We start from the raw sequence: 21,679 nt of genomic DNA, 5'->3' as shown, positions 1-21,679 counted from the left end.
GGTGAACTCTTCCCCCCGATCCGCTGGATGGCAAGCGCCGCGTCGCCCGAGGCGGCCCTGAATCGCGATCGGGACAGCACGGATCAGACACGTGACGGCGGCTGACGAACACGGCGCACTTCCGGGATGGCGCTTTTCCATCGCGCCGATGATGGACTGGACGGATCGCCATTGCCGGGCGTTCCACCGAACCTTGTCGGCGCGCGCCCGGCTCTACACCGAGATGGTCACCACCGGCGCGGTCCTGCACGGGCCGCGCGAGCGCCTGCTCGGCTTCTCGGAGGCGGAGCACCCGGTGGCGGTCCAGCTCGGCGGCTCGGACCCGGCGGACCTCGCCCAGGCCGCGCGGATCGCCGCGGATTTCGGCTACGACGAGGTCAACCTCAATGTCGGCTGCCCCTCGGACCGGGTGCAGGAGGGGCGCTTCGGTGCCTGCCTGATGCGCGAGCCCGCCCTCGTCGGCGACTGCGTGGCCGCCATGAAGGCGGCGGTGTCCGTGCCCGTGACGGTGAAGTGCCGGATCGGCGTCGACGATCAGGACCCCGAGGCGGCGCTGGACACCCTGGCGGATGCGGTGGTGGCCGCAGGCGTCGACGGGCTGATCGTCCACGCCCGCAAGGCCTGGCTCCAGGGCTTGTCACCCAAGGAGAACCGCGACGTGCCGCCCCTCGATTACGGCCGGGCGGCGCGGCTGAAGCGGCGGCTGCCCGGGCTGCCGCTCGTCGTCAATGGTGGCCTGCGCGACCTCGATGCGGCGCGCGCGCGGCTCGCCGAGGTCGACGGCGTGATGGTCGGCCGTGCCGCCTATACCGAGCCGGCGCTGCTCCTCGCGGTCGATCCCGAGCTGTTCGGCGTGCCCGCGCCGGCGGTCGACGCCTTCGCGGCCGTGGCGGCGTTCGAGCCCTACATCGCCGCCCTCCTGGCCCGGGGCGAGCGCCTGCACGCGGTGACCCGGCACATGCTCGGGCTGTTCAACGGCCGCCCCGGCGCCCGGGCCTACCGACGGCATCTGTCGACGCACGGCATGCGGCCGGACGCCGACCTCGCGACCCTGCGGGACGCCGTGGCGATGGTCTCCCGGGCGGCCCCGGAGGCGCGGGCCGCCTGAAGGGCGGCGCGCCGGTTCAGGGCCGCCGCAGGATCAGGCGGTCGCCGCGGACCTCGTAGCCCGAGAGGCGCGCCAGGAAGCTCTGTCCCAGCAGGTTGGCGGAGAGCGTGCCGGGCTTGGCCACCATAGCGTTCACCCGCCGCTCGGTGATCGTGCCGACGGACAGCGAATCGAGCTGGGTCGGCGCCGCATAGGTGATGCCGTTGGCCGTGGACACGCGGGCGGTAAACTCGGAGGCGGCGGGCACGAGGCCGAGGGCGGCCGCGTTCTCGGCGGTGAGCACCACGCTGCTCGCGCCCGTGTCGAACAGGAACGGCTGCAGGCGGCCGTTGACCTCGGCCTCCACGCGGAAGTCGCCGTTCGCCCGCCGGGTGATCGTCACGACGCCGTCCGCGTCGGACACGGCCGAACCGGGCCGGAGTTCGCCCATCACCCGGGAGCTGACGCCCTGGATCCGGTCGCGATAGCTGTAGCCGATGACCAGCGCGAGGCCGATCAGCACCCAGGCGAGAAGCGCGCGCAGGTTCGCGCCGAGCCGCGCCGTGAATTGCCGCCAGAATCCGGCCACCACCAGGATCAGGATCGTGCCGGTCCAGGCGAGGCTGGCCAGCTGGTCGGGCTCGATCACGCCGCCGATGTTGTCGCTGCCGTCGCTGAGGACCAGGGCGGCGAGGACCAGCGCGATGGCGGCGAGCCCGAGATAGATCATGACGGCAGCGGCTCCTCCAGGGGCACCAGATGGGCGTCGCGCATCCGGGCTTCGAGTCCGGCCATGATGGTGTGGCGCTGCGCCTCCGAGAGCGAGCCCCAGGCGGCGATCTCGTCGCGGGTGCGCCCGCAACCGAGACAGAGCCCGCTCGCGGGCTCGAGCACGCAGACCTTGGTGCAGGGGGAGGAGGGTTTCGGCGCGGGCGGCATCGCCGGACCTTGGCCGGCGGATCGTGGCCGGGTCATGGCCGCGGAGTCATGGACGCGGAGTCATGGCCGCGGAACGCCCCTCACGCCGTCGCCACCAGGGCCAGCAGCGCGGCGATCTCGGAGATCTGCTGACAGGCGCCGATCACGTCGCCGGTCTGGCCGCCGATCGCCCGGCGTGCCAGCCTGGTCAGCGCCAGCGCCGCCAGGCCGGCGCACAGGATCATCAGCGCGACGCCCCCGAAAGGCAGGCCGAGAAGCCCTGCGGCGAGCGCCAGCGCGATGCCGATGCCGAGCGCCGTCGTCAGGCCCGCCCGGCCGGGGCGGCCGACCGAGGCAGCGAGGCCGTCCGCCCGGGCCGGCGGCAGCAGCACCATCGGCGCCAGGGCAGCAACCCGCGACAGGGCGGCGGCCAGGATCAGGGCGGTCGCCGCCGCGTAGCCGGTGCGATCGAGGAGCGTCGCCAGAGCGCCGATGCGCAGGGCCAGCGCCAGCACCAGAGCGGTGGCGCCATAGGCGCCGATACGGCTGTCGCGCATGATCTCCAGGCGCCGCTCCCGGGTCGTGCCGCCGCCGAAACCGTCGGCGACGTCGGCGAGTCCGTCCTCGTGGAGCGCCCCGGTCGCCACCACCAGGACCGCGATGGCCAGCGTCGCGGCCAGGAACGGCCCGAGCCCGATCAACCAGCCGGCCGCCAGCACCAGCGCCGCCGGCAGGGCGAGGATCAGGCCGGCCAGCGGCAGCATCCGCGTCAGGCCGGTGAAATCGGGGCTCCGGTGCGGGTCGGGCTCGCCGGGCAGTTGCGGCACGGGCAGGCGCGAGTAGAACCGGAGGCACCCGGCGAGGTCGTAGAGGGCGCCGCGCCCGGGCCAGTCGGCCTCGCCGCCGGTCTGCCTGTCCATCGCGATCTCTCGCACCCGTCAGCACCGCGCCCCGGTGGAACGACCCGATCCTGAACGGTAAGGCGGCGCGCAGTCACTATACGCGCCCCGATCCGGCTCCGTCTGCCCGTCCGCTCGTGCCCACAGGAATAATCGCCGCCATGACTGATCCCGGTCCCTTCGACGACATTCGCAAGCTGCTCAAGGCGATGCCCGGCCCGGACCGGGAGGCGCAGGACGCTGTCGCCGCGTGGGACGCCACCCTGACCAAGCCCGCGGGCTCGCTGGGGCGCCTCGAGAGCCTCGTGTCGTGGCTTGCGGCCTGGCAGGGCAAAGCGCCCCCGAGCCTCGACCGGCCGCTGGTCTGCGTCTTCGCTGGCAGCCACGGGGTCACGCGCCGGGGCGTCTCGGCCTTTCCGGACGCGGTCAACCGGCAGATGCTCGACAATTTCGCGGCGGGCGGGGCCGCGATCAACCAGATCTGCGCGGCCTACGGGCTCGGCTTCAAGGTCTTCGACCTCGCCCTCGACATGCCCACCGGCGACATCACCGAGGGCCCCGCCCTCGACGAGCGCGCCACGGTGGCCACGATGGCCTTCGGCATGGAGGCGGTGGCCGCCGGCACCGACTGCCTCGGCATCGGCGAGATGGGGATCGGCAACACTACGGTGGCGGCCGCCCTCTACGCCGCCCTGTTCGGCGGCGATCCCGCCCACTGGGTCGGGCACGGCACGGGCGTGGATCGGGACGGCCTCGGCCGGAAGGTCGCGGCCGTCGAAGCGGCGCTGGCGCACCATGCCGGCCATCTCGACGATCCGCTCGCGGTGCTGGCGCGGCTCGGAGGCCGGGAAATCGCCGCCATGGCCGGGGCGATCCTGGCCGCCCGGCTGCAGCGGATCCCGGTGGTGATCGACGGCTACGTGGCGACCGCCGCGGCCGCCGTGCTGCACGCCCTCGATCGCACCGCCCTCGACCATTGCCTGGCCGGCCACGTCTCGGCGGAGGGCGCCCATGCCGAAGTGCTGGAGCGGCTGGGCCTCGTGCCGCTGCTGGCGCTCGGGATGCGCCTCGGCGAGGCCTCGGGCGCCGGCATGGCGATGGGCCTGCTCAAGGGCGCGCTCGCCTGTCACGCGGGCATGGCGACCTTCGCGCAGGCGGGGGTTTCCGAGAAGGCAGGCGGGTAGGCGGTGCCGGGCCCGATTTGATGCTATGGTGGCGGGAACCCGATAACGGATCCGCCGATCCCGCGTCTCTCCCTCCAGATCACCTCACCCTGAGGTGGCACAGCGAAGCGGAGTCCTCGGAGGAGGGCTCCTTCGAGGCCCGCTGGCGCGGGTCCCTCAGGATGCGGGCGCGGGTGGGATCACTGCGACGAACACGATGAGAATCACCCAAGCCTTCACCTTCGAGGCGGCCCACCGGCTGCCGAACGTGCCCGCGACCCATCGCTGCCACCGGATGCACGGGCATTCCTACCGGGTCGAGCTGACCGTCGCCGGGCCCGTCGATCCCCACACCGGCTGGGTGATCGACTTCTACGACATCGAAAAGATCTTCGGTCCGCTGCTGGCGCGCCTCGATCACCATTGCCTCAACGAGATCGAGGGGTTGGAGAACCCGACCGCCGAGAACATCGCGGCCTGGATCTGGCATCGGCTGCGGCCGGACCTGCCGGGGCTCGCCCTGGTGCGGGTCGCCGAGACCCCGATGTCCTGGGCGGAGTACGATGGCGAGTGAGGCTGCAATCCCGGGGGACCGCGCCGCGCTGGTGCTGTTCTCCGGCGGTCAGGACTCGGCCACCTGCCTCGCCTGGGCGCTCGACCGGTTCGATCAGGTCGAGACCTTAGGGTTCGATTACGGCCAGCGCCACCGGGTCGAGCTCGACCGCCGGGCCGCCCTGCGGGCGGGCATGGGCCGCCTTCATCCCGCCTGGGCCGGGCGCCTCGGCGACGACCACACGGTCGCGCTCGACGCCCTGGGACACATTTCCGAGACGGCGCTCACCCGCGAAGCGGCGATCGGGTACGAAGCCTCGGGCCTGCCCAACACCTTCGTGCCCGGGCGCAATCTCGTGTTCCTGACCTTCGCGGCGGCGCTCGCCTACCGGCGGGGCATCCGGCACGTTGTCGGCGGCATGTGCGAGACCGACTATTCCGGCTATCCGGACTGCCGCGACGACACGATCAAGGCCCTGCAGGTGGCGCTGAACCTCGGCATGGAGCGCCGGTTCGTGCTGCACACGCCGCTGATGTGGCTCGACAAGGCGCAGACCTGGGGCCTCGCCGAGGCTTTGGGCGGCCAAGCGCTGGTCGACCTGATCGTCGAGGAGAGCCACACCTGCTACCTCGGCGAGCGCGGGCAGCGCCATCCCTGGGGCTACGGCTGCGGCACCTGCCCGGCCTGCCGCCTGCGCGCCGACGGCTACACCCGGTTCACTGCGGCCTGAGGCCGTCCACCAGCACCGCCAGCGTCCCCTCGAACGAGGCGGGGCTCGCGAACAGGCGCTCCATCATCAGTGCCCCCTCCAGGGTGGCGATGACGTAGCGGGCGAGCGCCGCCGGCTCCGCCCCGGCGCGGACGCTGCCGTCGGCCTGCCCCTCCCGCAGGATCGCCTCCAGCCAGGCGAGGTGGCCCTCGAAGAAGGCCACGATGTCCCGGCGCAGGCGCTCGGGCAGCGCCTCGCCTTCGATGGCGAGCGCCGCGCAGAGGCAGCCGAGCCCCTGCTCGACGCCGCCGAGATAGAGCCGGCCATAGGCCGCGACGCGGCCGGGCCCGTCCGGCATCGCCGCGCGGATTCCCGCGAGGGCGGCTTCGTAGCGGGCCGCGTAGGCAGCCACCAGGGCAGCCCCGAGATCGACCTTGGTGGGGAAGTGGTGATGGATGCTCGCCTTGCGGATCCCCACCGCCTCCGCGAGGTCGGCGTAGCTGAAGCCGGCATAGCCGCGCCCCCGGACCAGGGTCTCGGCCTGCATCAGCAGCTCGGCGCGGGTATCCCTCATCGCGACTCTCGTCTCCCCGGCGCACGCGAACGTGCGGCTCGGCCCGTTCCTGGTTCCTGTCTGCCACTTGACGGCGGAAAAATCTACCTACTTAATGGTAGACAACGAGAACGGAGAGGTTTCGGCATGACGGCATCGGCCGTCCATAGGGGGACGTCGGTCGGCCTGGTCCACGCGCGTCGATCGCTGTCCCGACGGCATGCTCTGTTCGGCGGCCTCTGCCTGTGCTGCCTGCCGACCCTCGGCCGCGCCGCCGAGGCCTTCACGATGGAGGAGGTCGGCCCGGGCATCTTCATCCGGAAGGGCCTGATCGCCGACGCCACCTCGGACAATGCCGACGCCATTGCCAATATCGGCTTCATCGTCGGTCGGACCGGCGTGCTGGTCACGGAATCCGGCGGCAGCCTCGCCGACGGCCAGTGGCTGCGCACCGAGATCGCCAAGCGCACGACCAAGCCGATCACCCACGTGGTCCTGAGCCACGTCCACCCGGACCATGTCTTCGGGGCCGGGGCCTTCGTCGCGGACAAGCCGGTCTTTATCGGCCACGCCAAGCTCGCCGAGGCGCTCTCGGCCCGGGGCGAGTTCTACCGCAAGCGCCTGATCGATCTCCTCGGCGAGGAGCGCACCGGGCCGGTGGTCTTCCCGACGATGACGGTGGCTGACACGGCCGAGGTCGATCTCGGCGACCGTCGGCTGACCTTCACGGCGCACGGGCCGGCCCACACCACCTCCGACCTGTCGATGCTCGATTCCGGCAGCGGCCTGCTGTTCCCCGCCGACCTGCTGTTCGTGAACCGGATCCCGTCCCTCGACGGGAGCCTGAGGGGCTGGCTGAAGGAAGCCGAGCGGCTGAAGGGCCTGGGCGCCACCCGCGCGGTGCCAGGCCACGGCCCGGTGGCGGTCGATCTCGTCCCGGCGCTCGCCGATCTCACCGGTTATCTGACCGCCCTGCGCGACGGCACCCGCGCGGCGATCGCCAAGGACGTGCCGATCGAGAAGGCGGTGACCAGCGTCGCCGCGGACCAGAAGGACAAATGGGCCCTGTTCGACACCTATAACGGCCGCAACGTCACCGTGGCCTATCAGGAACTCGAGTGGGAATAGGTTTTCGGATCGCCATATCAGACCGAACCGGGAGAAACGCCATGACGTACAGGATCGGCAAGACACTTCCCTCGCTCGCCCTCGGCATCGCTTTGGCGACGACCGCCCTGTCGGGCCCGCTCGTCCTGGCCGCCCACGCCGCCGGCGCCTCCGACACCGATCAGGAGCGGGCCGCTCGCTGGCAGGAGATCGCCAAGTCGATCTTCGGCGACCGCCAGATCGCGCCCACCGACAGCTTGGTGAAGATCGACGCGCCGGCCCGGGCGCTGGATGCCGCCCTGGTGCCGATCACCCTGACCATGCCTGATGACGGGCAGATCAAGGCGGTGTCGCTGATCATCGATGACAATCCGGCACCCTACGCGGCCAAGTTCGAGTTCGGGCCGGCCGCCGACCCGGCGGAGCTGAAGTTGCGGGTGCGGGTCAACAACTACACCGACATGCACGCCGTGGTGGAGACGCAGGACGGCAAGCTCTACGAAGCCAAGCAGTTCGTGAAGGCGTCGGGGGGCTGCTCCGCCCCGATGGGCATGAGCGACGAGGAGGCCATGAAGGGCATGGGCGACATGCGCATGAAGTTCGCCGACGCCCAGCCCGGCAAGCCCGTGGAGGCGACGCTGATGATCCGCCACCCGAACTTCTCGGGCATGCAGATGAATCAGGTCACCCGCGAGTACACGCCGGCGCGCTACATCGACAAGCTCACCGTCTCGGCGGGGGACCAGAAGGTCTTCACCATGACGGGCGACATCTCCATCGCCTCCAACCCGGTGATCAACTTCGCCTTCAAGCCGGACGGCAAGCCGATCCAGGTGGCGGCTTCCGACAACCAGGGCGGCCACTGGCAGCACAGCTTCAACCCGCCCGGCCCGACGAATTGAGCATGGCACGCCTCGTCCTGATCGGCCGGGCCGCGGCGGCCTGCGCCGCGCTCCTCTGCCTCGCGGCCGCGCCGGCCGATTCTCCGGTCAACGTGCCCGAGCCGGAGGGGCTCTATGGCGGGCCGCCGAAGGGCTACACGCCGCCGAGCCTCAAGGGCGCCCAGGTGGTCGATGCCGACGCGCTCGCCGCCCTGATGGCGGGGCCGGACAAGCCGGTGCTGATCGACGTGGCGGCCCCGGACCGCAAGCCGTCGAACTTCCCCGCCGGCCGCCTCTGGCTGCCGGTGCACCCCTCGATCCCCGGCGCGGTCTGGATGCCGGAAGCCGGGGCGGAACCCCTGGCACCGGAGCGCGAGGCGCTGTTCTACGCGCGGGTCGCGGAGCTGACCGGCCACGACACGGCGAAGCCCGTCGTGGTGTTCTGCCACGTGGAGTGCTGGGGCAGCTGGAACGCCGCCAAGCGCCTCGTGCTGAAGGGCTATACCGGCGTGCGCTGGTTCCCCGAGGGTGTCGAGGGCTGGCAGGAGAAGCACGAGACAGCGAATCTGCGCGTTGATCCGGCCTGGAAGGCGGCGACCGAGCCGCAGGCGGGGCGCTGACCCGCGGCGTTGCGCGTAGTAAAAGGGGCGCGGAGCGAAGCTCCCGAAACAGGACGCGCCCCCTCTCCCTTCAGGAGGGGGAACCTACGCTCGCCCTGGGTGCCGAAAGGGATCTGAACCATGTCGCAGGTCGTGCAGTCCCGACGGCTTCGAGCGATCGATATCGGCAAGCGCAAGGCTGAGGGGCGCAAGATCACCGCGCTCACCGCCTACCATGCGCACACGGCCGGCATCGTCGACGCCTATTGCGACTTCATCCTCGTGGGCGATTCCCTCGGCATGGTCATGCACGGGATGGAATCGACCATTCCCGTGACCCTGGAGATGATGATCCTTCAGGCGCAGGCGGTGATCCGCGGCACCTCGAAGGCGCTCGTCGTGGTCGACATGCCGTTCGGCTCCTACGAGGCGAGCCGCGAGCAGGCCTTCCTCAACGCCTCCCGGGTGCTCAAGGAGACCGGCGCCGGCGCGATCAAGATGGAGGGCGGCGCCCATTTCGCCGAGACGGTGGCGTTCCTCGTTCAGCGCGGCGTTCCGGTGATGGGCCATATCGGCCTTACCCCGCAGGCGGTGAACACGATGGGCGGCTTCAAGGTGCAGGGCCGCGCCCCCGACGACGAGCGCCGCCTCCTGGAGGATGCACGGGCGATCTCCGAGGCCGGCGCCTTCGCGATCGTGCTGGAGGGCATCGTCGAGCCGGTGGCCCGGGCCATCGCGACCTCGCCGCGGGTCACGGCCGCCACCATCGGCATCGGCGCCTCGGCGGTCTGCGACGGGCAGATCCTGGTTCTGGAGGACATGCTCGGCCTGTCCGAGCGGACCCCGAAATTCGTCCGCCAGTTCGGCTCCCTGCGGGCCCATATCGAGGAGGCCGTGAAGGCCTACGCGGAGGAGGTCCGGGCCGGGCGGTTCCCGGCGGAGGACCACACCTACGGGTAGAGTCTCGACCGGCCGGGCCCGCGCCCCGGGCGTTGCCCACCAAGCCTGTCAGCGCCGCATAAGGCCGATATAGGCGAGGAGGAGCGCCAGACTGAGCCACGTGCAGACCGCACCTGCGGGCTCGGGCAGTTCGTGCCGCCGCGCGGTGTCATAGGTAAGCCACGTCAGCAGGAGCAGCAGCGCGGCACCGGCGATCCCGCTGCGTGCGAGCAAGAAGCCGACCGCGGAGAGGAACGCCGTCGCGGCGACGGTGGCGGTGACGGGCTCCCGAGCGCTCGCGGTCCCGCGGCCGACAAACAGGCCCACGAAGCGAAAGCAGCCGAGCGTCGCCGCGGTCGTGAGCAGCGCACTGGCAGCGATATCCCGCATCATCCCCCGGACGCTCGCCTGGAGCCCCACAATGCCGCGCAGACGGGCATTGCGCCTATGCATGTTGCAATTCCGCCCTCGGCCCGTAAACGTCACTCTGGTATACCAGACCGCCGGGCGAGCGTGCCGCTCCCCGGCGGAGCGAGCAGACTGAGGGCGCGCGAGGATGTCCGATACGGTTAGCCCGGATGAGCAACCCGGCAAGGGATCCGGGTTTCGGCTGTTCAAGCCCATCCTCGCAGGCGCAACCCTACGCGAGCGGCTGATTGCCTGCCTCGGCGCTCTGGCCGGGATCACGCTCACCGGTCTGATCTGCGGCTGGTTCTTCGGTCAGGGCCCCCATATCCCCCTCATCGTCGCCCCGATGGGGGCCTCGGCGGTCCTGCTGTTCGCGGTGCCCGCAAGCCCGCTCGCTCAACCCTGGTCGATCATCGGCGGCAACACGATCTCCGCCTTCATGGGGGTCCTGGCCGCCCACCTCATCTCGAATCCGGTGGTGGCGATCGGGGTCGGCGTGTCCCTGGCCATCGCCGCGATGTCGCTCACACGGTCCCTTCATCCCCCCGGTGGCGCGGCCGCTCTCACGGCGCTGATCGGCGGGCCGGCCGTCACCTCGGCCGGATTCCTGTTCCCGCTGTTTCCCGTCTGCGTCAACTCGGTGATCCTGGTCGCGCTCGGCATCGCGTTCCACAAGATCTCCCGCCGCAACTACCCGCACGTGCCGGTCCCGGTGCCGGTCAACACGCATGGGACGGCCGATCTGCCGCCGTCGATCCGCGTCGGATTCAAGCCCGAGGACGTCGATGCGGCGCTCCTGGAGCTGCACGAGACCCTGGATATCGACCGGTCCGATCTGGACCAGCTCCTGCGGCAGGTCGAACTTCAGGCGCTCCTGCGCACGCAAGGGACGCTCACCTGCGGCGAGGTCATGTCGCGCGACGTGGTGACCGTCGGGTTGGACAGCACCGTGGAGCAAGCACGGGACCTTCTGCTCGCGCACAACATACGGACGCTGCCCGTGGTGGACGGGAGCGGCCGGCTCGCGGGCACGCTCGGCCTGCGGGAGCTGACGCTGCGGGGCCATCGAGGTCTCGCCGCAGCGATGTCGGAAGCCAGGACGGCGGCGCCCGATGAACCGGTGGTCCGGCTCAGCGGCTTCCTGACGGACGGCCACACCCATGCGGTCGTGGTCACGGCCGAGGACCGCAGCATCCTGGGCATCATCACCCAGACCGACCTGCTCGCGACCTTGACGCGCCTGCTCTCGACCAAGGCCTTCGCGCGCCCCGAGCCGGTGCCCGCGTAGGCTGCGCAGCCTGCAATCCGACGATGCTCGGCCGGCGGATGCATCCGCCCGGGGGCTCCGAAGCTGGCCCGGTTGTTGCCTCGGAGGGAGTCCGAGCAACGCCGCGTCCGCAGGTTCGAGCCGATGCAAGATGGGTCGCTTCTTCTGAACCTTCTTCATGCCGCCCTGATGGCGTCGAGCATGATGCTGACCTGGCAGGTCTATCGCCTCCAGAGGCCCTGACGGGCGCGGGTAAACCCCTCAAGAAGGAGCCCGCGCGCCGAGATCGCGGCGCATCGGCGGGATCTATCCCAGCCGCCGGGACGGCAGCCTCAACCCCGGCGCCGGGCGCTCCAGCAGCACCTCGCGCCGGAAGCGCACCAGCCGCGCCGGACGGCCGGCGGCGCCGCTGGTGACGCTTTCGGTCTCCTCGACCAAGCCCTGCTGCGCCACGAGGCGGCGGAAATTCTGCTTGTGCAGCTGCGTGCCCGAGAGCGCCTCGACGGTGCGCTGGAGCTGGAGCAGGGTGAATTCCGGCGGCATCAGCTCGAACACCACGGGGCGATACTTGATCTTGCCGCGCAGGCGCCCGATCGCGGTCGCCAGCACCCGTCGGTGGTCGAAGGCCATGGGCACGCCGGTCGGGTCGTTCGGCAGCGCCGGACCGGGATTGCCGCGGGCCTCCGGAATGAGGCCGGCCTCGAACAGCAGCTCGTAGCGCTCCAGCACGCGCTCCTCGTTCCAGGTGCCGCCGTTCATCCCGAAGGTGAGGCCCAGCCGGTCGAGGCGGCGGGTCCGGGTGGCGCAATCCTCGGGCTCGGCCGCCCAGGCGGCGAGCCGCGCCTCGATGGCGTCGAGCTGGCGCGGGCGCCCCTGACGGAAATCCTCGTAGGGCAGGTAGCGGTACCAGTTCTGCCACGCGGCCTCGGCGAGGCCGGCCGGCCGCTCCTCGCGGACCAGGGCGAGGTAGGCCACGGAGAGCGAGTGCACCCCCGGCATGTCGGACGTCCCGGAGCGGTCGCGGTCGCCGAAGGTGTAGAGCTGCTCGACATAGCCGAGGCGCTGGTGCGTCTGCCGCTCCACCCAGGCCCGCAGGCCGCGTTCCAGGGTCGCGTGCTCGGGTACGAGGGGACCGGCCGGCAGGCCATCGCCGCGGCCGGATGCCTGATCCGGGACGCGGATCGTCAGGGCGCGCGGCTCCCCCCGGGTCGCAGCGACGATCACCGCGACGAGGCCTACGGAGGAGCGCTCCGGCAGGGCTTGCGCCCCACGCGCATCCGTTTGCGCCGCGGCAACCGTCATCGTCCCTCGAAAGCCTGTCCCTTCAGTTACGGAATCGCCCTGCGGGCTCCCACCTATAGGGGGCCGGGATGGTCACGCGTCAACGCCATGTGGCGTGGCGCTTCGGCGCGCGAACCGGGGCCGCGCTTGCCAAGGCGCCGGGGGCTGCTCAAACAGGGATGCCCGGGAGGGCCGGCGCGGGGCCGGCCAGGGCAGAGCCGAGCGACAGCGATGTTAGCGAGCGCGAACTCCCCATCGTCCGCATCCAGAAGTCGGGCGGTCGACCTGCGGCTCTACGGCCTCCTCGATGTCGGCGTCTGCGGCGCGGATGGAGCGCGGCTGGCGCAGCTCGGCGCCGAAGCGGTCGCAGGGGGCTGCACGCTGCTCCAGTACCGCGAGAAGGACATCCCGGATGCCCGCGCCGCCCTGGCCCGGATCCGGGCCATCCAGGCGGCGGTCGGAGGCCGGGTGCCGCTGCTCGTCAACGACCGGATTGACCTCGCCCTGGCGGCGGGCGCGGCCGGCGTGCATCTCGGCCAGAGCGACCTCCACCCGGCCGATGCGCGGCGCCTCCTGGGCGAGGGTGCGATCATCGGCCTCACCGTAAAGACCCCCGCCCAGGCCGACGAGTTGTACCGCCTCCCGGTCGACTATGCCTGCATCGGCGGCGTGTTCGCCACCACCAGCAAGGACAATCCCGACCCGCCGGTCGGCCTCGATGGCTTCGCGCGGATCGCCTTCCGGGCCCGCCTCGCCCGGGGCGCGGGCCTGCCGCTCGGCGCCATCGCCGGGATCGGCCTCGAGAATGCCGCTGACGTGATCGCGGCGGGCGCGGACGGCGTCGCGGTGATCACCGCACTGTTCGGCGCGGAGCCGGTCCAGCAGCGCGCTGGCGACCTGCGCGCGCGGATCGACGCCGCCCTGGCGGAAAGGGGGCAGGCGCGATGAGCGGCCTCGTCCCGATCGCCGTGACGATCGCCGGCTCGGATTCCGGCGGCGGTGCCGGCGTCCAGGCCGACCTCAAGACCTTCTCGGCGCTGGGGGTCTACGGCGCCAGCGTGATCACGGCGCTGACCGCGCAGAACACCCTGGGCGTCCAGGGCATCCACGACGTGCCGGCGGATTTCGTCGCCCGGCAGATCGACAGCGTGTTCTCCGACCTCGCCGTGAAGGCCGTGAAGATCGGCATGCTGTCCCGAGCCGACGTGATCGCGGCGGTCGCCGAGGGCTTGGCGCGTCGGGCCGGGGCGATCCCGGTGGTCCTCGACCCCGTGATGGTCGCCACCAGCGGCGACCGGCTGATCGCCGACGACGCCGTGGCGGCGCTGCGGGACCGGCTTCTGCCGCGGGCCGACCTGATCACGCCCAACCTGCCCGAGGCGGCGGCGCTCCTCGGGGAGGCGGTGGCTGAGGATGCCGCGACGGCGGTGGCCCAGGCCCGGCGGCTCGTGGCACTGGGCGCCCGCGCGGTGCTGATCAAGGGCGGCCACGGGCACGGGCGCGAGAGCATCGACCACCTCGTCACGGCGGACGGCTCCCTGCGCACCCTGGCGGCGCCGCGGATCGCGACGAGGAACACCCACGGCACCGGCTGCACCCTCTCGGCCGCCGTGGCGGCGGGGCTCGCAAGGGGCCTGGAGCTGCCGGAGGCTGTGGCGGAGGCCAAGGACTACCTCACCGCCGCGATCGCGGCGGCGGACCGGCTGACGATCGGCGCGGGGCACGGCCCGGTCCACCACTTCCACGCCGTCTGGCCCTGAACACCGACCCCAGAGATTGATGCCTCCCTTGCGCCCGGGCCACGATTGCGTTTGAAGAAGCGCACGATCGTTCGGATAACGGAACGGCGCAGGCGGATCGGGGACGATGCAGGATCAGGCGGAACGGCCCGACCGGGCGCGCGGGCGCGACCTGCTGACCGGGGCGCAGGCGCTCTCCGGCCAGCTCGGCAAGACCATCCAGCGGCTGCGCAAGGCCTACAACCTGTCGCTCTCGGAACTCGCCGAGCAGTCGGGCGTGGCCAAGTCGATCATCAGCCAGATCGAGCGCAACGAGACCAACCCGACGCTGGCCACCATCTGGCGGCTCTCCCAGGCACTGGACGTGTCGATCGAGCGCGTCCTGGCGGCCGGCGACGAGGAGCCGTTCATCGAGAAGACCTCCCGGGCGGACACGCCGATCCTCGTATCCGAGGACGGGAAGGTGCGGCTGGCGATCATCGGCTGGCTCAAGACGATCGAGTGGCTGCAATGGTACGAGGTGACGGCCGATCCCGGCGGCGTCCTGGACTCGGACCCGCACCAGCGCGGCTCGGTGGAATCGCTGTCGGTCACCGAGGGGGCGTTCGAGGTCGAGATCGGCGGCATCGTGCAGCGGGCGCGGGCCGGCGAGACCCTGCGCTACCGCTGCGACCGGCCTCACATCGTGCGCTGCACCGACGGGCCGGCTCGGGCCACCATGGTGGTGATCATGAAGGCCGCCGTGATGGAGTGAGGCGCCCTCAGCGCCCCGTATTCACCCAGCGCACCACGTCGGCCAGCACGGTGCTCAGCGCCTGATCGAGGGCGCGGGCGCCGTTGCCGGCATTGATCCCGGCGACCGGCACGCGGGCCGTGAAGATCCGCGCTGCGGTCACCTTGCCGGTGCCGTCCGCCACGAGTTTCAGCGATAGGTCGACCACCGCCTCGCCGGTCCCGGCCTGGACGTCGAAGGCGCGGATCTCGCTGATCAGCTGATAATCGGCCATGACCTTGTCGCCGGGCCGGCTCACCGAGCGCAGCCGCCCGGAATTCTCCAGGCTCTGGATGATCCGCGTCTGGATCAGGCGCGGCAGCCGGTCGGCCCATTGACCGCCGCCCAGGAACGAGAGGGCGCCCCCGGGTTCGCGCACGATGATCCGGTCGGCCTCGAAGGGCTGGATGCCCACCGGCTCCGAGACCACGATCGAGCGGCCCGCCATGACCGGCCGGCCCGACGACGGCAGCGCCGCGAGATCGAAGGTGAGGGGCGCCCCGCCGCTGCCGCAGCCGCCCAGCAGGGCGGCGAGCGACACGGCAGCGAGAGTGTGGGACGAGCGGACCATACGCACAACCTGATAGACCCCACCGGCGGACGGCAGAGCAGTATAAGCTATGCGGTAAAAACTACTCCGCACCCGTATCCGTGCGGTGCGCCGGGACACACCGATCCAGCCACCGACAATTTCAGCGTCCGCCGTTGTATTCCGGCAACGATGGCTTGCCGCCGAAGATCACCTGGCTCGGGTCGCGCTCCAGGCTGCGCACCGTGCGGTTGAGGGTGCTGAGGGTGCGCTGGCCGTCCCCCGACAGAGCCTCCACCTCCCGGCGGCCGCTGCCGCTGAGGCGGCCGAAATTGGTCGTGATGCTGGCGGTCCGCTTGTCGAGATTCTCCGACATGGTGCGGAACGCCTTGCCGGCGTCGCGCACCGAGATCGCGGCCGCGCGGATCTCCGCGAAGGTGCTGGAACCCTCCTGGCCCGAGGCTGACCCCAGGAAGCTCTCAGCGCCGTTGAGCACCGCGTCGATCTTGTCGGCCGAGGCGTTGAGCTTGGCGGCGAGCGTGCGGGCGTCGTGCAGGCCCGCCTCGATGTCGGGGCTGGCCTTGGACAGGGCCGCGGAGAAGCGGTCGGCATTGTCGATCACGCGGCCGAGCTTGGCGCCGTCGACCGCCTTGACCAGCGCCGAGATGTTCGGGCCGGCATCGGCGAGCGTCTTCGAGAAGGTCTCGACATTGGCGAGCGAGCGGTTGATCGCGCCCTCGTTGGCGGAGACGAGCCGGTCGAGGCGGGCCAGCATGTCGTCGGCCCGCTGCGCCACTTGGCGCGCCAGCGCCATCATGTCCTGCATGTCGGAGGAATCGGCGAAGATCGTCGGCGGCTCGCCGTTGGCCATCGGGGTGAGCGCGGGCGCGTCGGCGTTGCCGCCCGACAGGGAGATCACCGAAACACCGGTGAGCATCGCTGAATCGAGCCGGGCGCGGGTGTCGGCCCGGAGCGGCGTCGCGGGCTCGACCTTGATCTGGGCGAGCACCCGGCGCGGATCCTGCGGGGCGAGGCGGATGTCGGTGACCTCGCCGACCTTGATGCCGTTGAAGTTCACGCTCGACCCGCGCGACAGCCCTCCGACCGATCCGGAGAAGACGATGCGGACGGTCTGACTCACCTGCCGCGAGGAGCCGCCGGAGAGCCACAGCACGGTGCCGAATCCCGCCAGGACGACCGCGATGGTGAAGGCACCGATGAGGGCGTAGTTCGCGCGAGTTTCCATGCGCTCAACCTGCGGTTCTGCCCGGCGGACGAGGTCCGGCCGGGCTTCTGGCCCCGGCTCCCGAAGGGAAGCAGGGCGGGATCTGGGTGGGACGGCAGTCAGGCATGAGCCGTGGCGCCGCCCGTGGCGATGGTCCGGGCGCGCTTGCCGTGGAAATACGAGCGCAGCCAGGGATGGTCGCTCGCCAGCATCTCGTCGATGGTGCCGGCCGCGATGATCTGGCCGTCGCCGAGCGCCGCGATGCGGTCGCAGGCGGTGTAGAGGCTGTCGAGGTCGTGGGTGACCATGAAGACGGTCAGCCCGAGCGTCTCCTTGAGGGTCGAGACGAGGTCGTCGAACTCGCCCGCGCCGATCGGGTCGAGGCCCGAGGTCGGCTCGTCGAGGAACAGGATCTCGGGATCGAGCGCCAGGGAGCGGGCGAGCGCCGCGCGCTTGATCATGCCGCCCGACAGCTCCGACGGCAGCTTGTCGGCGGCATCGGGCTTGAGGCCGACCATCTCGATCTTGAGGCGGGCGAACTCGTCGAGCAGGCGCTCGGACAGGTTCAGGTGCTCGCGCATCGGCACCTGGATGTTCTGCTTGACGGTGAGCGCCGAGAACAGGGCGCCCTGCTGGAACAGCACGCCCCAGCGCTGCTCCATCCGGCGCCGCTCGGCATAGGTCAGCTCATCCACGTCGCGGCCGAACACCTCGATCGTGCCCGCGCGCTTCGGGTTGAGGCCCAGGATCGTCCGGGTGAGCACCGACTTGCCCTGGCCCGAGGGCCCCACGAAGCCCAGGATCTCGCCGGCGCGGATGTCGAGGCTCAGGCCTTTCAGGATGTTCCGGTCGCGGAACCCGACCACGAGGTCGCGCACGCGGATGATGGGCGCGGGGCCCGCGGCAGCGTCGGTCTCGATCATGGCAGGGACGATCACCGGCACGGGCTCAGAAGTCGATCGCGGCGAAGAAGACCGCGAACAATCCATCGAGGACGATGACCATGAAGATGGACTTCACGACTGAGGCGGTGACGTGGCGGCCGAGCGACTCGGCCGAGCCCTCCACGGCGAAGCCCTCGATCGTGGCGATCACCCCGATGGTCAGCGCCATGAACGGCGCCTTGATCAGGCCGACCATCACGTGGTGGACGCCCACCGCCGCCTGGAGCCGGGCCAGGAACTGGTCGAGAGTCAGCCCGCCGTAGAGCATCGCGGTGAGGCCGCCGCCCGCGAGCGCCGCGAGGTCGCCGATCAGAGTCAGCATTGGCAGGCCGATCATCAGGGCGAGCACCCGGGGCACGATCAGGATCTCGACGGGATCGAGGCCCATGACGCGCAGGGCATCGACCTCCTCGCGCATGCGCATGGAGCCGATCTCGGCGGTGATCGCCGAGCCCGAGCGGCCGGCCACCATGATCGAGGTCAGGAGGACGCCGAGCTCGCGCAGGATCAGCAGGCCGATCAGGTTGACCACGAAGGTCTGGGCGCCGAAGCGCTGGAGCTGGAAGATGCCCTGCTGCGCGACGATGCCGCCCACCAGGAACGAGATCAGCACGATGATCGGCGTGCCGTTGAGCGCCACCTGCTCGATCTGGTTGACGAGGGCGGTGCCCCGGAACGTGCCGGGCCGCAGGGCGACGCGCCCGCAGGCGGCGATCAGCTCGCCGAGGAAGGCGAGGGCGGTGACGAATTCGCGGCCCCCGCGGACGGTCTGGCGACCGGTGGCGTCGAGGGCGCCGACGATCCGTCCGTGCCGGCGCGGCGGCGGCGCCTCGGGCTCGCGCAGGCGGACCTCGCCGAGAAGGGTGCGGTGCTCCGGGCGGGCGCCGAGATAGGTGAGGGTGCTGCCCGCCTGCTCGATCTCGGCGCGGGTCCGCTCCAGGACCCAGGCGCCCAGGGTGTCGAGACGCTCGATACCCGACAGGTCGACCGACACGGGCCCGGCCCGGCCCGCCGCCACGATGCGTGCGGCCGTGGCCTCGACGGTCGGAGCCTGGTCGGCGGTCCAACGGCCGTCGAGCGCCAGCCGGCCGTCGGCCGGCCGGTCCCGCAGCGCGGCGCCGGGAACAGTGCCCTCGCTCAGCAAGACCCTCACTCCTCGATCGAGGCACCACCCTGCCGTGTGGTTATGTCGACATTACGGTTGACGAAGCGTGTCCAACGTCAGCTTGCGCGACGGGCGGCCCGTCCGGACGCGAAGGCGAGGCCGAGGCCGGCGGCGGCGAGCGGCGCCATCAGCAGGAAGGCGAGGGGACCGCCGGCCCGGTAGGCGAGGCCGCTGACCAGCGTGGCGACCACCGAGATGCCGGCATTGACGGCGCTGAGCGTGCCCTGCGCCCGCCCGCGGGCACCGTCCGGCGCGTAGGCCGACACCGCCGCCATGGCGCCGAGCTGCGTCGCCCCGAAGGTCAGGCCGTGCAGGCACTGGAGTGGCACCAGGGCGGGGAGGCGGTCGCCGAGGACGAACATGCCGACGGCGCGCAGGATCGCGGCAGAGCCGCCGAGCGCCAGGAGCCGCACCGGGCTGCGCCAGGCGGCGGGCAGGGCGGGGATTCCGGCGAACAGCGCGATCTCGGCGAGCACGCCGGTGGCCCAGAGCGATCCGACCCAGGCAGCCGGGATGCCCTGGCTCGTCCAGTAGATGCTGCCGAACCCGTAGATCGCGCCGTGGCTCGCCTGGATCGCGGCCGCCGCGCCGATGCAGAGCCAGAGCTTCAGCGGCAGCCTCGGCCGGCCGGCGCCCTCCGCCGCCTGCGGCAGCCCCGCCACCGAGCGGCTGCGCCAGGCAACGAGGGCGGCCGACAGGGCGAGGCCGGTCAGCAGCAGCGGCACCGCGAGCTGCCCGCCCAGCGCCGAGAGCAGGAGCCCGCCCGCGAGGTTCGCCAGCAGGAAGGCCACCGAGCCCGCCATCCGGATTCGCGAATAGGCGAGACGGGCATCGTGGCGCACGGCCGCGAGGGTCAGGTAGTCGATGCAGGGCACGAGCGGCGCGCCGGCCACGGCGTTGAGCACCACGAGCACGGCGAGGCACGGCCAGCCGATCCCCGCAGCGGGCGGCATCAGCGCGTAGGTGAGGCTCAGCGCGAGGCTGCCCAGCAGGATCAGCCGGCGCGGGCCGAGGCCGCGGTCGAGCAGGCTCATCAGCGGCGCCGTGGCGACGATGCGCGTGGCGATCGGCAGGGCGAGCAGCACGCCGATCACCGCGGCATCGAGGCCGAGGGCGTCGAGCCAGACCGGCATGAACGGCATCGCGATGCCGATCTCGGTGAAGACGACGGCGTACAGCAGCGACAGGCGCGCCGGGCCGGACGGGCGGAGCAAGGCGGGTCTCGGAAGGCGGGTTCGGACAGGGCCCGGCGGCGGGGCCCGCCCGTAAGCGCGCGTTAAACGGGACCTGTCAAATTGCGCGCCTTCGGGTCGCGCCCTGCGCGAGCCGTCGCCGAGCCTGCAAATCGCCCTCTGGGAAGCCCATGTCCGGTTCCGCCACCCTGAGCGCGGAAATCTCCGCGGAGTACGCGGCGATCGAGGCGACCATCTGCGCCACCGAGCGCGGGCGCCTGTTCCTGGCCGAGCATGCCCGTCGCAACCGGGGCGCCGACACCGAGATGCTGCTCGGGGCGATCTCCCGGCTGGAGCAGACCGTGACGGCGGATCGCGGCCACCCGGCCTTCGGGCAGCTGCGCGGCAACCTCGTCGACATGGCCGAGGCGATCCGCCGGACCAAGGCCGAGATCGCGGCGATCAGCGCCTCGAACACCGAGCAGACCCGTCTGTCCCAGGCCTCGCTCGCCCTCGACGCCATCGTGCGGGAGACCGAGCGGGCGACCTCGGACATCCTCGGCGCGGCCGAGGCGATCCAGGAGGCGGCCTGGACCTTGCGCGAGCGGGGCGCCGACGCGACGGCCTGCGACGACCTCGACCGGCTCGCGACCGCGATCTACACGGCCTGCTCGTTCCAGGACCTCACCGCGCAGCGCACCGCCCGGATCGTCTACACGCTGCGCTACCTCGAGGACCGGCTCTCGGCGATGATCGCGATCTGGGGCAGCGATGCCGAGGCGATCCCGCCGCTGGCCGGCGTCAAGGTGGCCGGTGCGGAGGGCGCGCTGTCCGATCTCTGCCAGAGCGACATCGACCGCTACATCGCCATGGATGTCCCGGCCGTCACGGCAGCCGCGCTCGTGGCCCGGCCGGGAAGCCCGGCGCTCCATGAGGATCTCGTGTTCCTGCCGGTCTCGGGGGGCGCGGAGGCAGCGTCACCCGCCGAGGCCGAAGGCGAGGTCGCCGAACACGAGCCCGCCGCGGAGACCCAGGTGGTCGCGCCTGTCGAGGACGGGGCCGAGCTCGACTGGGCCGCCGTTGTCGCCGCGGCCCCGGAGCCGGACACGGCGCAGGGGGAGCCGGCGCTGAGCCTCGCCGAGATCCAGGCGCTGCCGCCGGAGCAGCGGCTCGCGCTGTTCGCCTGACAGGCGCGGCCGGACGCTGCTATCAGGGGCCTCCCGAGAGACCGAGAACGCGTGTCCGTGGCCCTGCACCTGATCAAGCTCTGCGTCGGCCCCACCTCCATCGCCGATCTCGAAGCGCGGCAGGCGCGGTTCCTGGCCGAGGCGCTCCGGGAGGGGCGACCGGCCGCCCCCTTCCACGTCACCCGGACGCTGCCCAAGCGCCACCGCGAGATCGTCGGGCGCGGCTCGATCTACTGGGTGATCCGCGGGACGCTGTCCTGCCGGCAGGCGATCACGGCGATCGAGCCGCTGACCGGCGAGGACGGGATCCCGCGATGTCGGCTGATCTTCGACCCGCGCCTCGTCCCGGTGGCGCCCCGGCCCTACCGGCCTTTCCAGGGGTGGCGCTACCTCACGGCGCACGACGCGCCCGCCGACCTCGGGGCGGAAGCCTCAGGGGACCTCGCCGAGATGCCCGAGACCCTGCGGCGCGAGCTGGTCGGCCTCGGCCTGCTGTGACCAAGACCCTCCGACCCGCGCCCTCATCCTGAGGTGCCGGAGCGCAGCGAAGGCCTCGAAGGAGCCCTCCAGGGATCGCAGCGC

Annotated in this window: 25 protein-coding genes; 14 read left to right on the top strand and 11 right to left on the bottom strand. The window is 71.7% G+C overall.

Annotated features, from left to right (window positions below):
- Positions 1–148 precede the first annotated feature (148 nt).
- The gene (dusA, locus tag ACYCO6_RS19320; protein ID WP_459773618.1) at positions 149–1,108 is read left to right on the top strand and encodes a tRNA dihydrouridine(20/20a) synthase DusA; all 960 of its coding nucleotides are present in this window, start codon (positions 149–151) and stop codon (positions 1,106–1,108) included.
- A 16-nt stretch (positions 1,109–1,124) separates the two neighbouring features.
- Here the strand turns inward: dusA and ACYCO6_RS19315 are convergent, their stop codons facing one another.
- The 3 genes from ACYCO6_RS19315 to cobS form a co-directional block, all read right to left on the bottom strand.
- Positions 1,125–1,817, bottom strand: coding sequence for a retropepsin-like aspartic protease family protein (locus ACYCO6_RS19315; RefSeq protein ID WP_459762316.1), 693 nt, complete (start codon positions 1,815–1,817; stop codon positions 1,125–1,127).
- Entirely contained in the window at positions 1,814–2,026 is a 213-nt protein-coding gene (locus ACYCO6_RS19310; RefSeq protein WP_459773617.1) for a DUF1289 domain-containing protein, read from the bottom strand. Before ACYCO6_RS19310 ends, ACYCO6_RS19315 begins: the two co-directional genes overlap by 4 nt.
- Before the next feature lie 80 nt (positions 2,027–2,106).
- On the bottom strand, positions 2,107–2,925 hold the full coding sequence (gene cobS, locus ACYCO6_RS19305; protein ID WP_459762314.1) for an adenosylcobinamide-GDP ribazoletransferase: 819 nt from the start codon (positions 2,923–2,925) through the stop codon (positions 2,107–2,109).
- A gap of 140 nt (positions 2,926–3,065) precedes the next feature.
- On the opposite strand from cobS, the gene cobT reads away from it, so the two are divergent.
- From cobT to queC, 3 genes are all read left to right on the top strand, one after another.
- Positions 3,066–4,088, top strand: coding sequence for a nicotinate-nucleotide--dimethylbenzimidazole phosphoribosyltransferase (cobT, locus tag ACYCO6_RS19300; protein ID WP_459762312.1), 1,023 nt, complete (start codon positions 3,066–3,068; stop codon positions 4,086–4,088).
- 196 nt (positions 4,089–4,284) lie between these two features.
- Positions 4,285–4,641, top strand: coding sequence for a 6-carboxytetrahydropterin synthase QueD (gene queD / locus ACYCO6_RS19295; protein ID WP_459762310.1), 357 nt, complete (start codon positions 4,285–4,287; stop codon positions 4,639–4,641).
- Positions 4,631–5,350, top strand: a complete 720-nt coding sequence (queC, locus tag ACYCO6_RS19290; protein ID WP_459762308.1) for a 7-cyano-7-deazaguanine synthase QueC — start codon at positions 4,631–4,633, stop codon at positions 5,348–5,350. Before queD ends, queC begins: the two co-directional genes overlap by 11 nt.
- On the opposite strand, the gene ACYCO6_RS19285 is transcribed toward queC, so the two are convergent.
- Positions 5,337–5,903 (bottom strand): TetR/AcrR family transcriptional regulator, encoded by a 567-nt coding sequence (locus ACYCO6_RS19285; RefSeq protein ID WP_459762306.1) that lies wholly within the window; start codon positions 5,901–5,903, stop codon positions 5,337–5,339. The genes queC and ACYCO6_RS19285 overlap by 14 nt on opposite strands.
- 126 nt (positions 5,904–6,029) lie before the next feature.
- Here ACYCO6_RS19285 and ACYCO6_RS19280 point away from each other — a divergent pair, with 126 nt between their 5' ends.
- The 4 genes from ACYCO6_RS19280 (at position 6,030) to panB (ending at position 9,429) form a co-directional block, all read left to right on the top strand.
- A complete protein-coding gene (locus ACYCO6_RS19280) occupies positions 6,030–7,010 on the top strand; it encodes a quinoprotein relay system zinc metallohydrolase 2 (protein WP_459762304.1) in 981 nt (326 codons plus the stop codon).
- Positions 7,011–7,051: 41 nt separating this feature from the next.
- A complete protein-coding gene (locus ACYCO6_RS19275; protein ID WP_459762302.1) occupies positions 7,052–7,891 on the top strand; it encodes a quinoprotein dehydrogenase-associated SoxYZ-like carrier in 840 nt (279 codons plus the stop codon).
- A 2-nt stretch (positions 7,892–7,893) separates the two neighbouring features.
- Positions 7,894–8,490 (top strand): rhodanese-like domain-containing protein, encoded by a 597-nt coding sequence (locus ACYCO6_RS19270; protein ID WP_459762300.1) that lies wholly within the window; start codon positions 7,894–7,896, stop codon positions 8,488–8,490.
- A 120-nt stretch (positions 8,491–8,610) separates the two neighbouring features.
- Complete coding sequence (panB, locus tag ACYCO6_RS19265; protein ID WP_459762298.1) at positions 8,611–9,429, top strand: 3-methyl-2-oxobutanoate hydroxymethyltransferase; 819 nt, start codon at positions 8,611–8,613, stop codon at positions 9,427–9,429.
- Positions 9,430–9,477: 48 nt separating this feature from the next.
- On the opposite strand, the gene ACYCO6_RS19260 is transcribed toward panB, so the two are convergent.
- A complete protein-coding gene (locus ACYCO6_RS19260; RefSeq protein WP_459762296.1) occupies positions 9,478–9,861 on the bottom strand; it encodes a hypothetical protein in 384 nt (127 codons plus the stop codon).
- 103 nt (positions 9,862–9,964) lie between these two features.
- On the opposite strand from ACYCO6_RS19260, the gene ACYCO6_RS19255 reads away from it, so the two are divergent.
- On the top strand, positions 9,965–11,104 hold the full coding sequence (locus ACYCO6_RS19255; RefSeq protein ID WP_459762294.1) for an HPP family protein: 1,140 nt from the start codon (positions 9,965–9,967) through the stop codon (positions 11,102–11,104).
- 285 nt (positions 11,105–11,389) lie between these two features.
- Here the strand turns inward: ACYCO6_RS19255 and ACYCO6_RS19250 are convergent, their stop codons facing one another.
- Complete coding sequence (locus ACYCO6_RS19250; RefSeq protein ID WP_459762292.1) at positions 11,390–12,385, bottom strand: NUDIX hydrolase; 996 nt, start codon at positions 12,383–12,385, stop codon at positions 11,390–11,392.
- Positions 12,386–12,595: 210 nt separating this feature from the next.
- Between ACYCO6_RS19250 and thiE the strand changes: the two genes are divergently transcribed.
- The 3 genes from thiE to ACYCO6_RS19235 all read left to right on the top strand — a co-directional run bounded on the left by thiE (position 12,596) and on the right by ACYCO6_RS19235 (position 14,857).
- On the top strand, positions 12,596–13,312 hold the full coding sequence (gene thiE, locus ACYCO6_RS19245) for a thiamine phosphate synthase (RefSeq protein WP_459762290.1): 717 nt from the start codon (positions 12,596–12,598) through the stop codon (positions 13,310–13,312).
- On the top strand, positions 13,309–14,124 hold the full coding sequence (gene thiD / locus ACYCO6_RS19240) for a bifunctional hydroxymethylpyrimidine kinase/phosphomethylpyrimidine kinase (protein ID WP_459762288.1): 816 nt from the start codon (positions 13,309–13,311) through the stop codon (positions 14,122–14,124). The genes thiE and thiD overlap by 4 nt, the downstream gene beginning before the upstream one ends.
- Before the next feature lie 106 nt (positions 14,125–14,230).
- Entirely contained in the window at positions 14,231–14,857 is a 627-nt protein-coding gene (locus tag ACYCO6_RS19235; protein ID WP_459762286.1) for a helix-turn-helix domain-containing protein, read from the top strand.
- Between the two features lie 7 nt (positions 14,858–14,864).
- Here ACYCO6_RS19235 and ACYCO6_RS19230 read toward each other — a convergent pair whose 3' ends face one another.
- The 5 genes from ACYCO6_RS19230 to ACYCO6_RS19210 form a co-directional block, all read right to left on the bottom strand.
- A complete protein-coding gene (locus ACYCO6_RS19230; protein WP_459762284.1) occupies positions 14,865–15,446 on the bottom strand; it encodes an ABC-type transport auxiliary lipoprotein family protein in 582 nt (193 codons plus the stop codon).
- 121 nt (positions 15,447–15,567) lie between these two features.
- Positions 15,568–16,650, bottom strand: a complete 1,083-nt coding sequence (locus ACYCO6_RS19225; protein ID WP_459762282.1) for an MlaD family protein — start codon at positions 16,648–16,650, stop codon at positions 15,568–15,570.
- Between the two features lie 98 nt (positions 16,651–16,748).
- Positions 16,749–17,552, bottom strand: a complete 804-nt coding sequence (locus tag ACYCO6_RS19220; protein WP_459762280.1) for an ABC transporter ATP-binding protein — start codon at positions 17,550–17,552, stop codon at positions 16,749–16,751.
- A gap of 25 nt (positions 17,553–17,577) precedes the next feature.
- On the bottom strand, positions 17,578–18,717 hold the full coding sequence (locus ACYCO6_RS19215) for an ABC transporter permease (RefSeq protein ID WP_459762278.1): 1,140 nt from the start codon (positions 18,715–18,717) through the stop codon (positions 17,578–17,580).
- 77 nt (positions 18,718–18,794) lie between these two features.
- Positions 18,795–19,952: an MFS transporter gene (locus ACYCO6_RS19210; protein ID WP_459762276.1), complete on the bottom strand. Its 1,158-nt coding sequence runs from the start codon at positions 19,950–19,952 to the stop codon at positions 18,795–18,797.
- A gap of 149 nt (positions 19,953–20,101) precedes the next feature.
- On the opposite strand from ACYCO6_RS19210, the gene ACYCO6_RS19205 reads away from it, so the two are divergent.
- Positions 20,102–21,097: a hypothetical protein gene (locus tag ACYCO6_RS19205; RefSeq protein ID WP_459762274.1), complete on the top strand. Its 996-nt coding sequence runs from the start codon at positions 20,102–20,104 to the stop codon at positions 21,095–21,097.
- A 57-nt stretch (positions 21,098–21,154) separates the two neighbouring features.
- The gene (locus ACYCO6_RS19200; protein WP_459773615.1) at positions 21,155–21,595 is read left to right on the top strand and encodes a DUF1489 family protein; all 441 of its coding nucleotides are present in this window, start codon (positions 21,155–21,157) and stop codon (positions 21,593–21,595) included.
- Positions 21,596–21,679 lie beyond the last annotated feature (84 nt).

It is taken from the genome of Methylobacterium sp. CM6257, from assembly GCF_054611515.1.
Note: the sequence above shows the minus strand (reverse complement) of the source record. Positions and strands in the feature narration are given on the sequence as shown.

Bases quoted from the DNA above. Each gene is read 5' to 3' on its own strand.
- ACYCO6_RS19235 (WP_459762286.1), top strand. From the start codon at position 14,231: ATGCAGGATCAGGCGGAACGGCCCGACCGGGCGCGCGGGCGCGACCTG.
- ACYCO6_RS19250 (WP_459762292.1), bottom strand. From the start codon at position 12,385: ATGACGGTTGCCGCGGCGCAAACGGATGCGCGTGGGGCGCAAGCCCTG.
- ACYCO6_RS19230 (WP_459762284.1), bottom strand. From the start codon at position 15,446: ATGGTCCGCTCGTCCCACACTCTCGCTGCCGTGTCGCTCGCCGCCCTG.
- queC (WP_459762308.1), top strand. From the start codon at position 4,631: ATGGCGAGTGAGGCTGCAATCCCGGGGGACCGCGCCGCGCTGGTGCTG.
- ACYCO6_RS19255 (WP_459762294.1), top strand. From the start codon at position 9,965: ATGTCCGATACGGTTAGCCCGGATGAGCAACCCGGCAAGGGATCCGGG.
- ACYCO6_RS19205 (WP_459762274.1), top strand. From the start codon at position 20,102: ATGTCCGGTTCCGCCACCCTGAGCGCGGAAATCTCCGCGGAGTACGCG.
- cobS (WP_459762314.1), bottom strand. From the start codon at position 2,925: ATGGACAGGCAGACCGGCGGCGAGGCCGACTGGCCCGGGCGCGGCGCC.
- dusA (WP_459773618.1), top strand. From the start codon at position 149: ATGATGGACTGGACGGATCGCCATTGCCGGGCGTTCCACCGAACCTTG.
- thiE (WP_459762290.1), top strand. From the start codon at position 12,596: ATGTTAGCGAGCGCGAACTCCCCATCGTCCGCATCCAGAAGTCGGGCG.
- thiD (WP_459762288.1), top strand. From the start codon at position 13,309: ATGAGCGGCCTCGTCCCGATCGCCGTGACGATCGCCGGCTCGGATTCC.
- panB (WP_459762298.1), top strand. From the start codon at position 8,611: ATGTCGCAGGTCGTGCAGTCCCGACGGCTTCGAGCGATCGATATCGGC.
- ACYCO6_RS19310 (WP_459773617.1), bottom strand. From the start codon at position 2,026: ATGCCGCCCGCGCCGAAACCCTCCTCCCCCTGCACCAAGGTCTGCGTG.
- ACYCO6_RS19270 (WP_459762300.1), top strand. From the start codon at position 7,894: ATGGCACGCCTCGTCCTGATCGGCCGGGCCGCGGCGGCCTGCGCCGCG.
- ACYCO6_RS19280 (WP_459762304.1), top strand. From the start codon at position 6,030: ATGACGGCATCGGCCGTCCATAGGGGGACGTCGGTCGGCCTGGTCCAC.
- queD (WP_459762310.1), top strand. From the start codon at position 4,285: ATGAGAATCACCCAAGCCTTCACCTTCGAGGCGGCCCACCGGCTGCCG.
- ACYCO6_RS19225 (WP_459762282.1), bottom strand. From the start codon at position 16,650: ATGGAAACTCGCGCGAACTACGCCCTCATCGGTGCCTTCACCATCGCG.
- ACYCO6_RS19275 (WP_459762302.1), top strand. From the start codon at position 7,052: ATGACGTACAGGATCGGCAAGACACTTCCCTCGCTCGCCCTCGGCATC.
- ACYCO6_RS19260 (WP_459762296.1), bottom strand. From the start codon at position 9,861: ATGCATAGGCGCAATGCCCGTCTGCGCGGCATTGTGGGGCTCCAGGCG.
- ACYCO6_RS19285 (WP_459762306.1), bottom strand. From the start codon at position 5,903: ATGAGGGATACCCGCGCCGAGCTGCTGATGCAGGCCGAGACCCTGGTC.
- ACYCO6_RS19315 (WP_459762316.1), bottom strand. From the start codon at position 1,817: ATGATCTATCTCGGGCTCGCCGCCATCGCGCTGGTCCTCGCCGCCCTG.
- ACYCO6_RS19220 (WP_459762280.1), bottom strand. From the start codon at position 17,552: ATGATCGAGACCGACGCTGCCGCGGGCCCCGCGCCCATCATCCGCGTG.
- cobT (WP_459762312.1), top strand. From the start codon at position 3,066: ATGACTGATCCCGGTCCCTTCGACGACATTCGCAAGCTGCTCAAGGCG.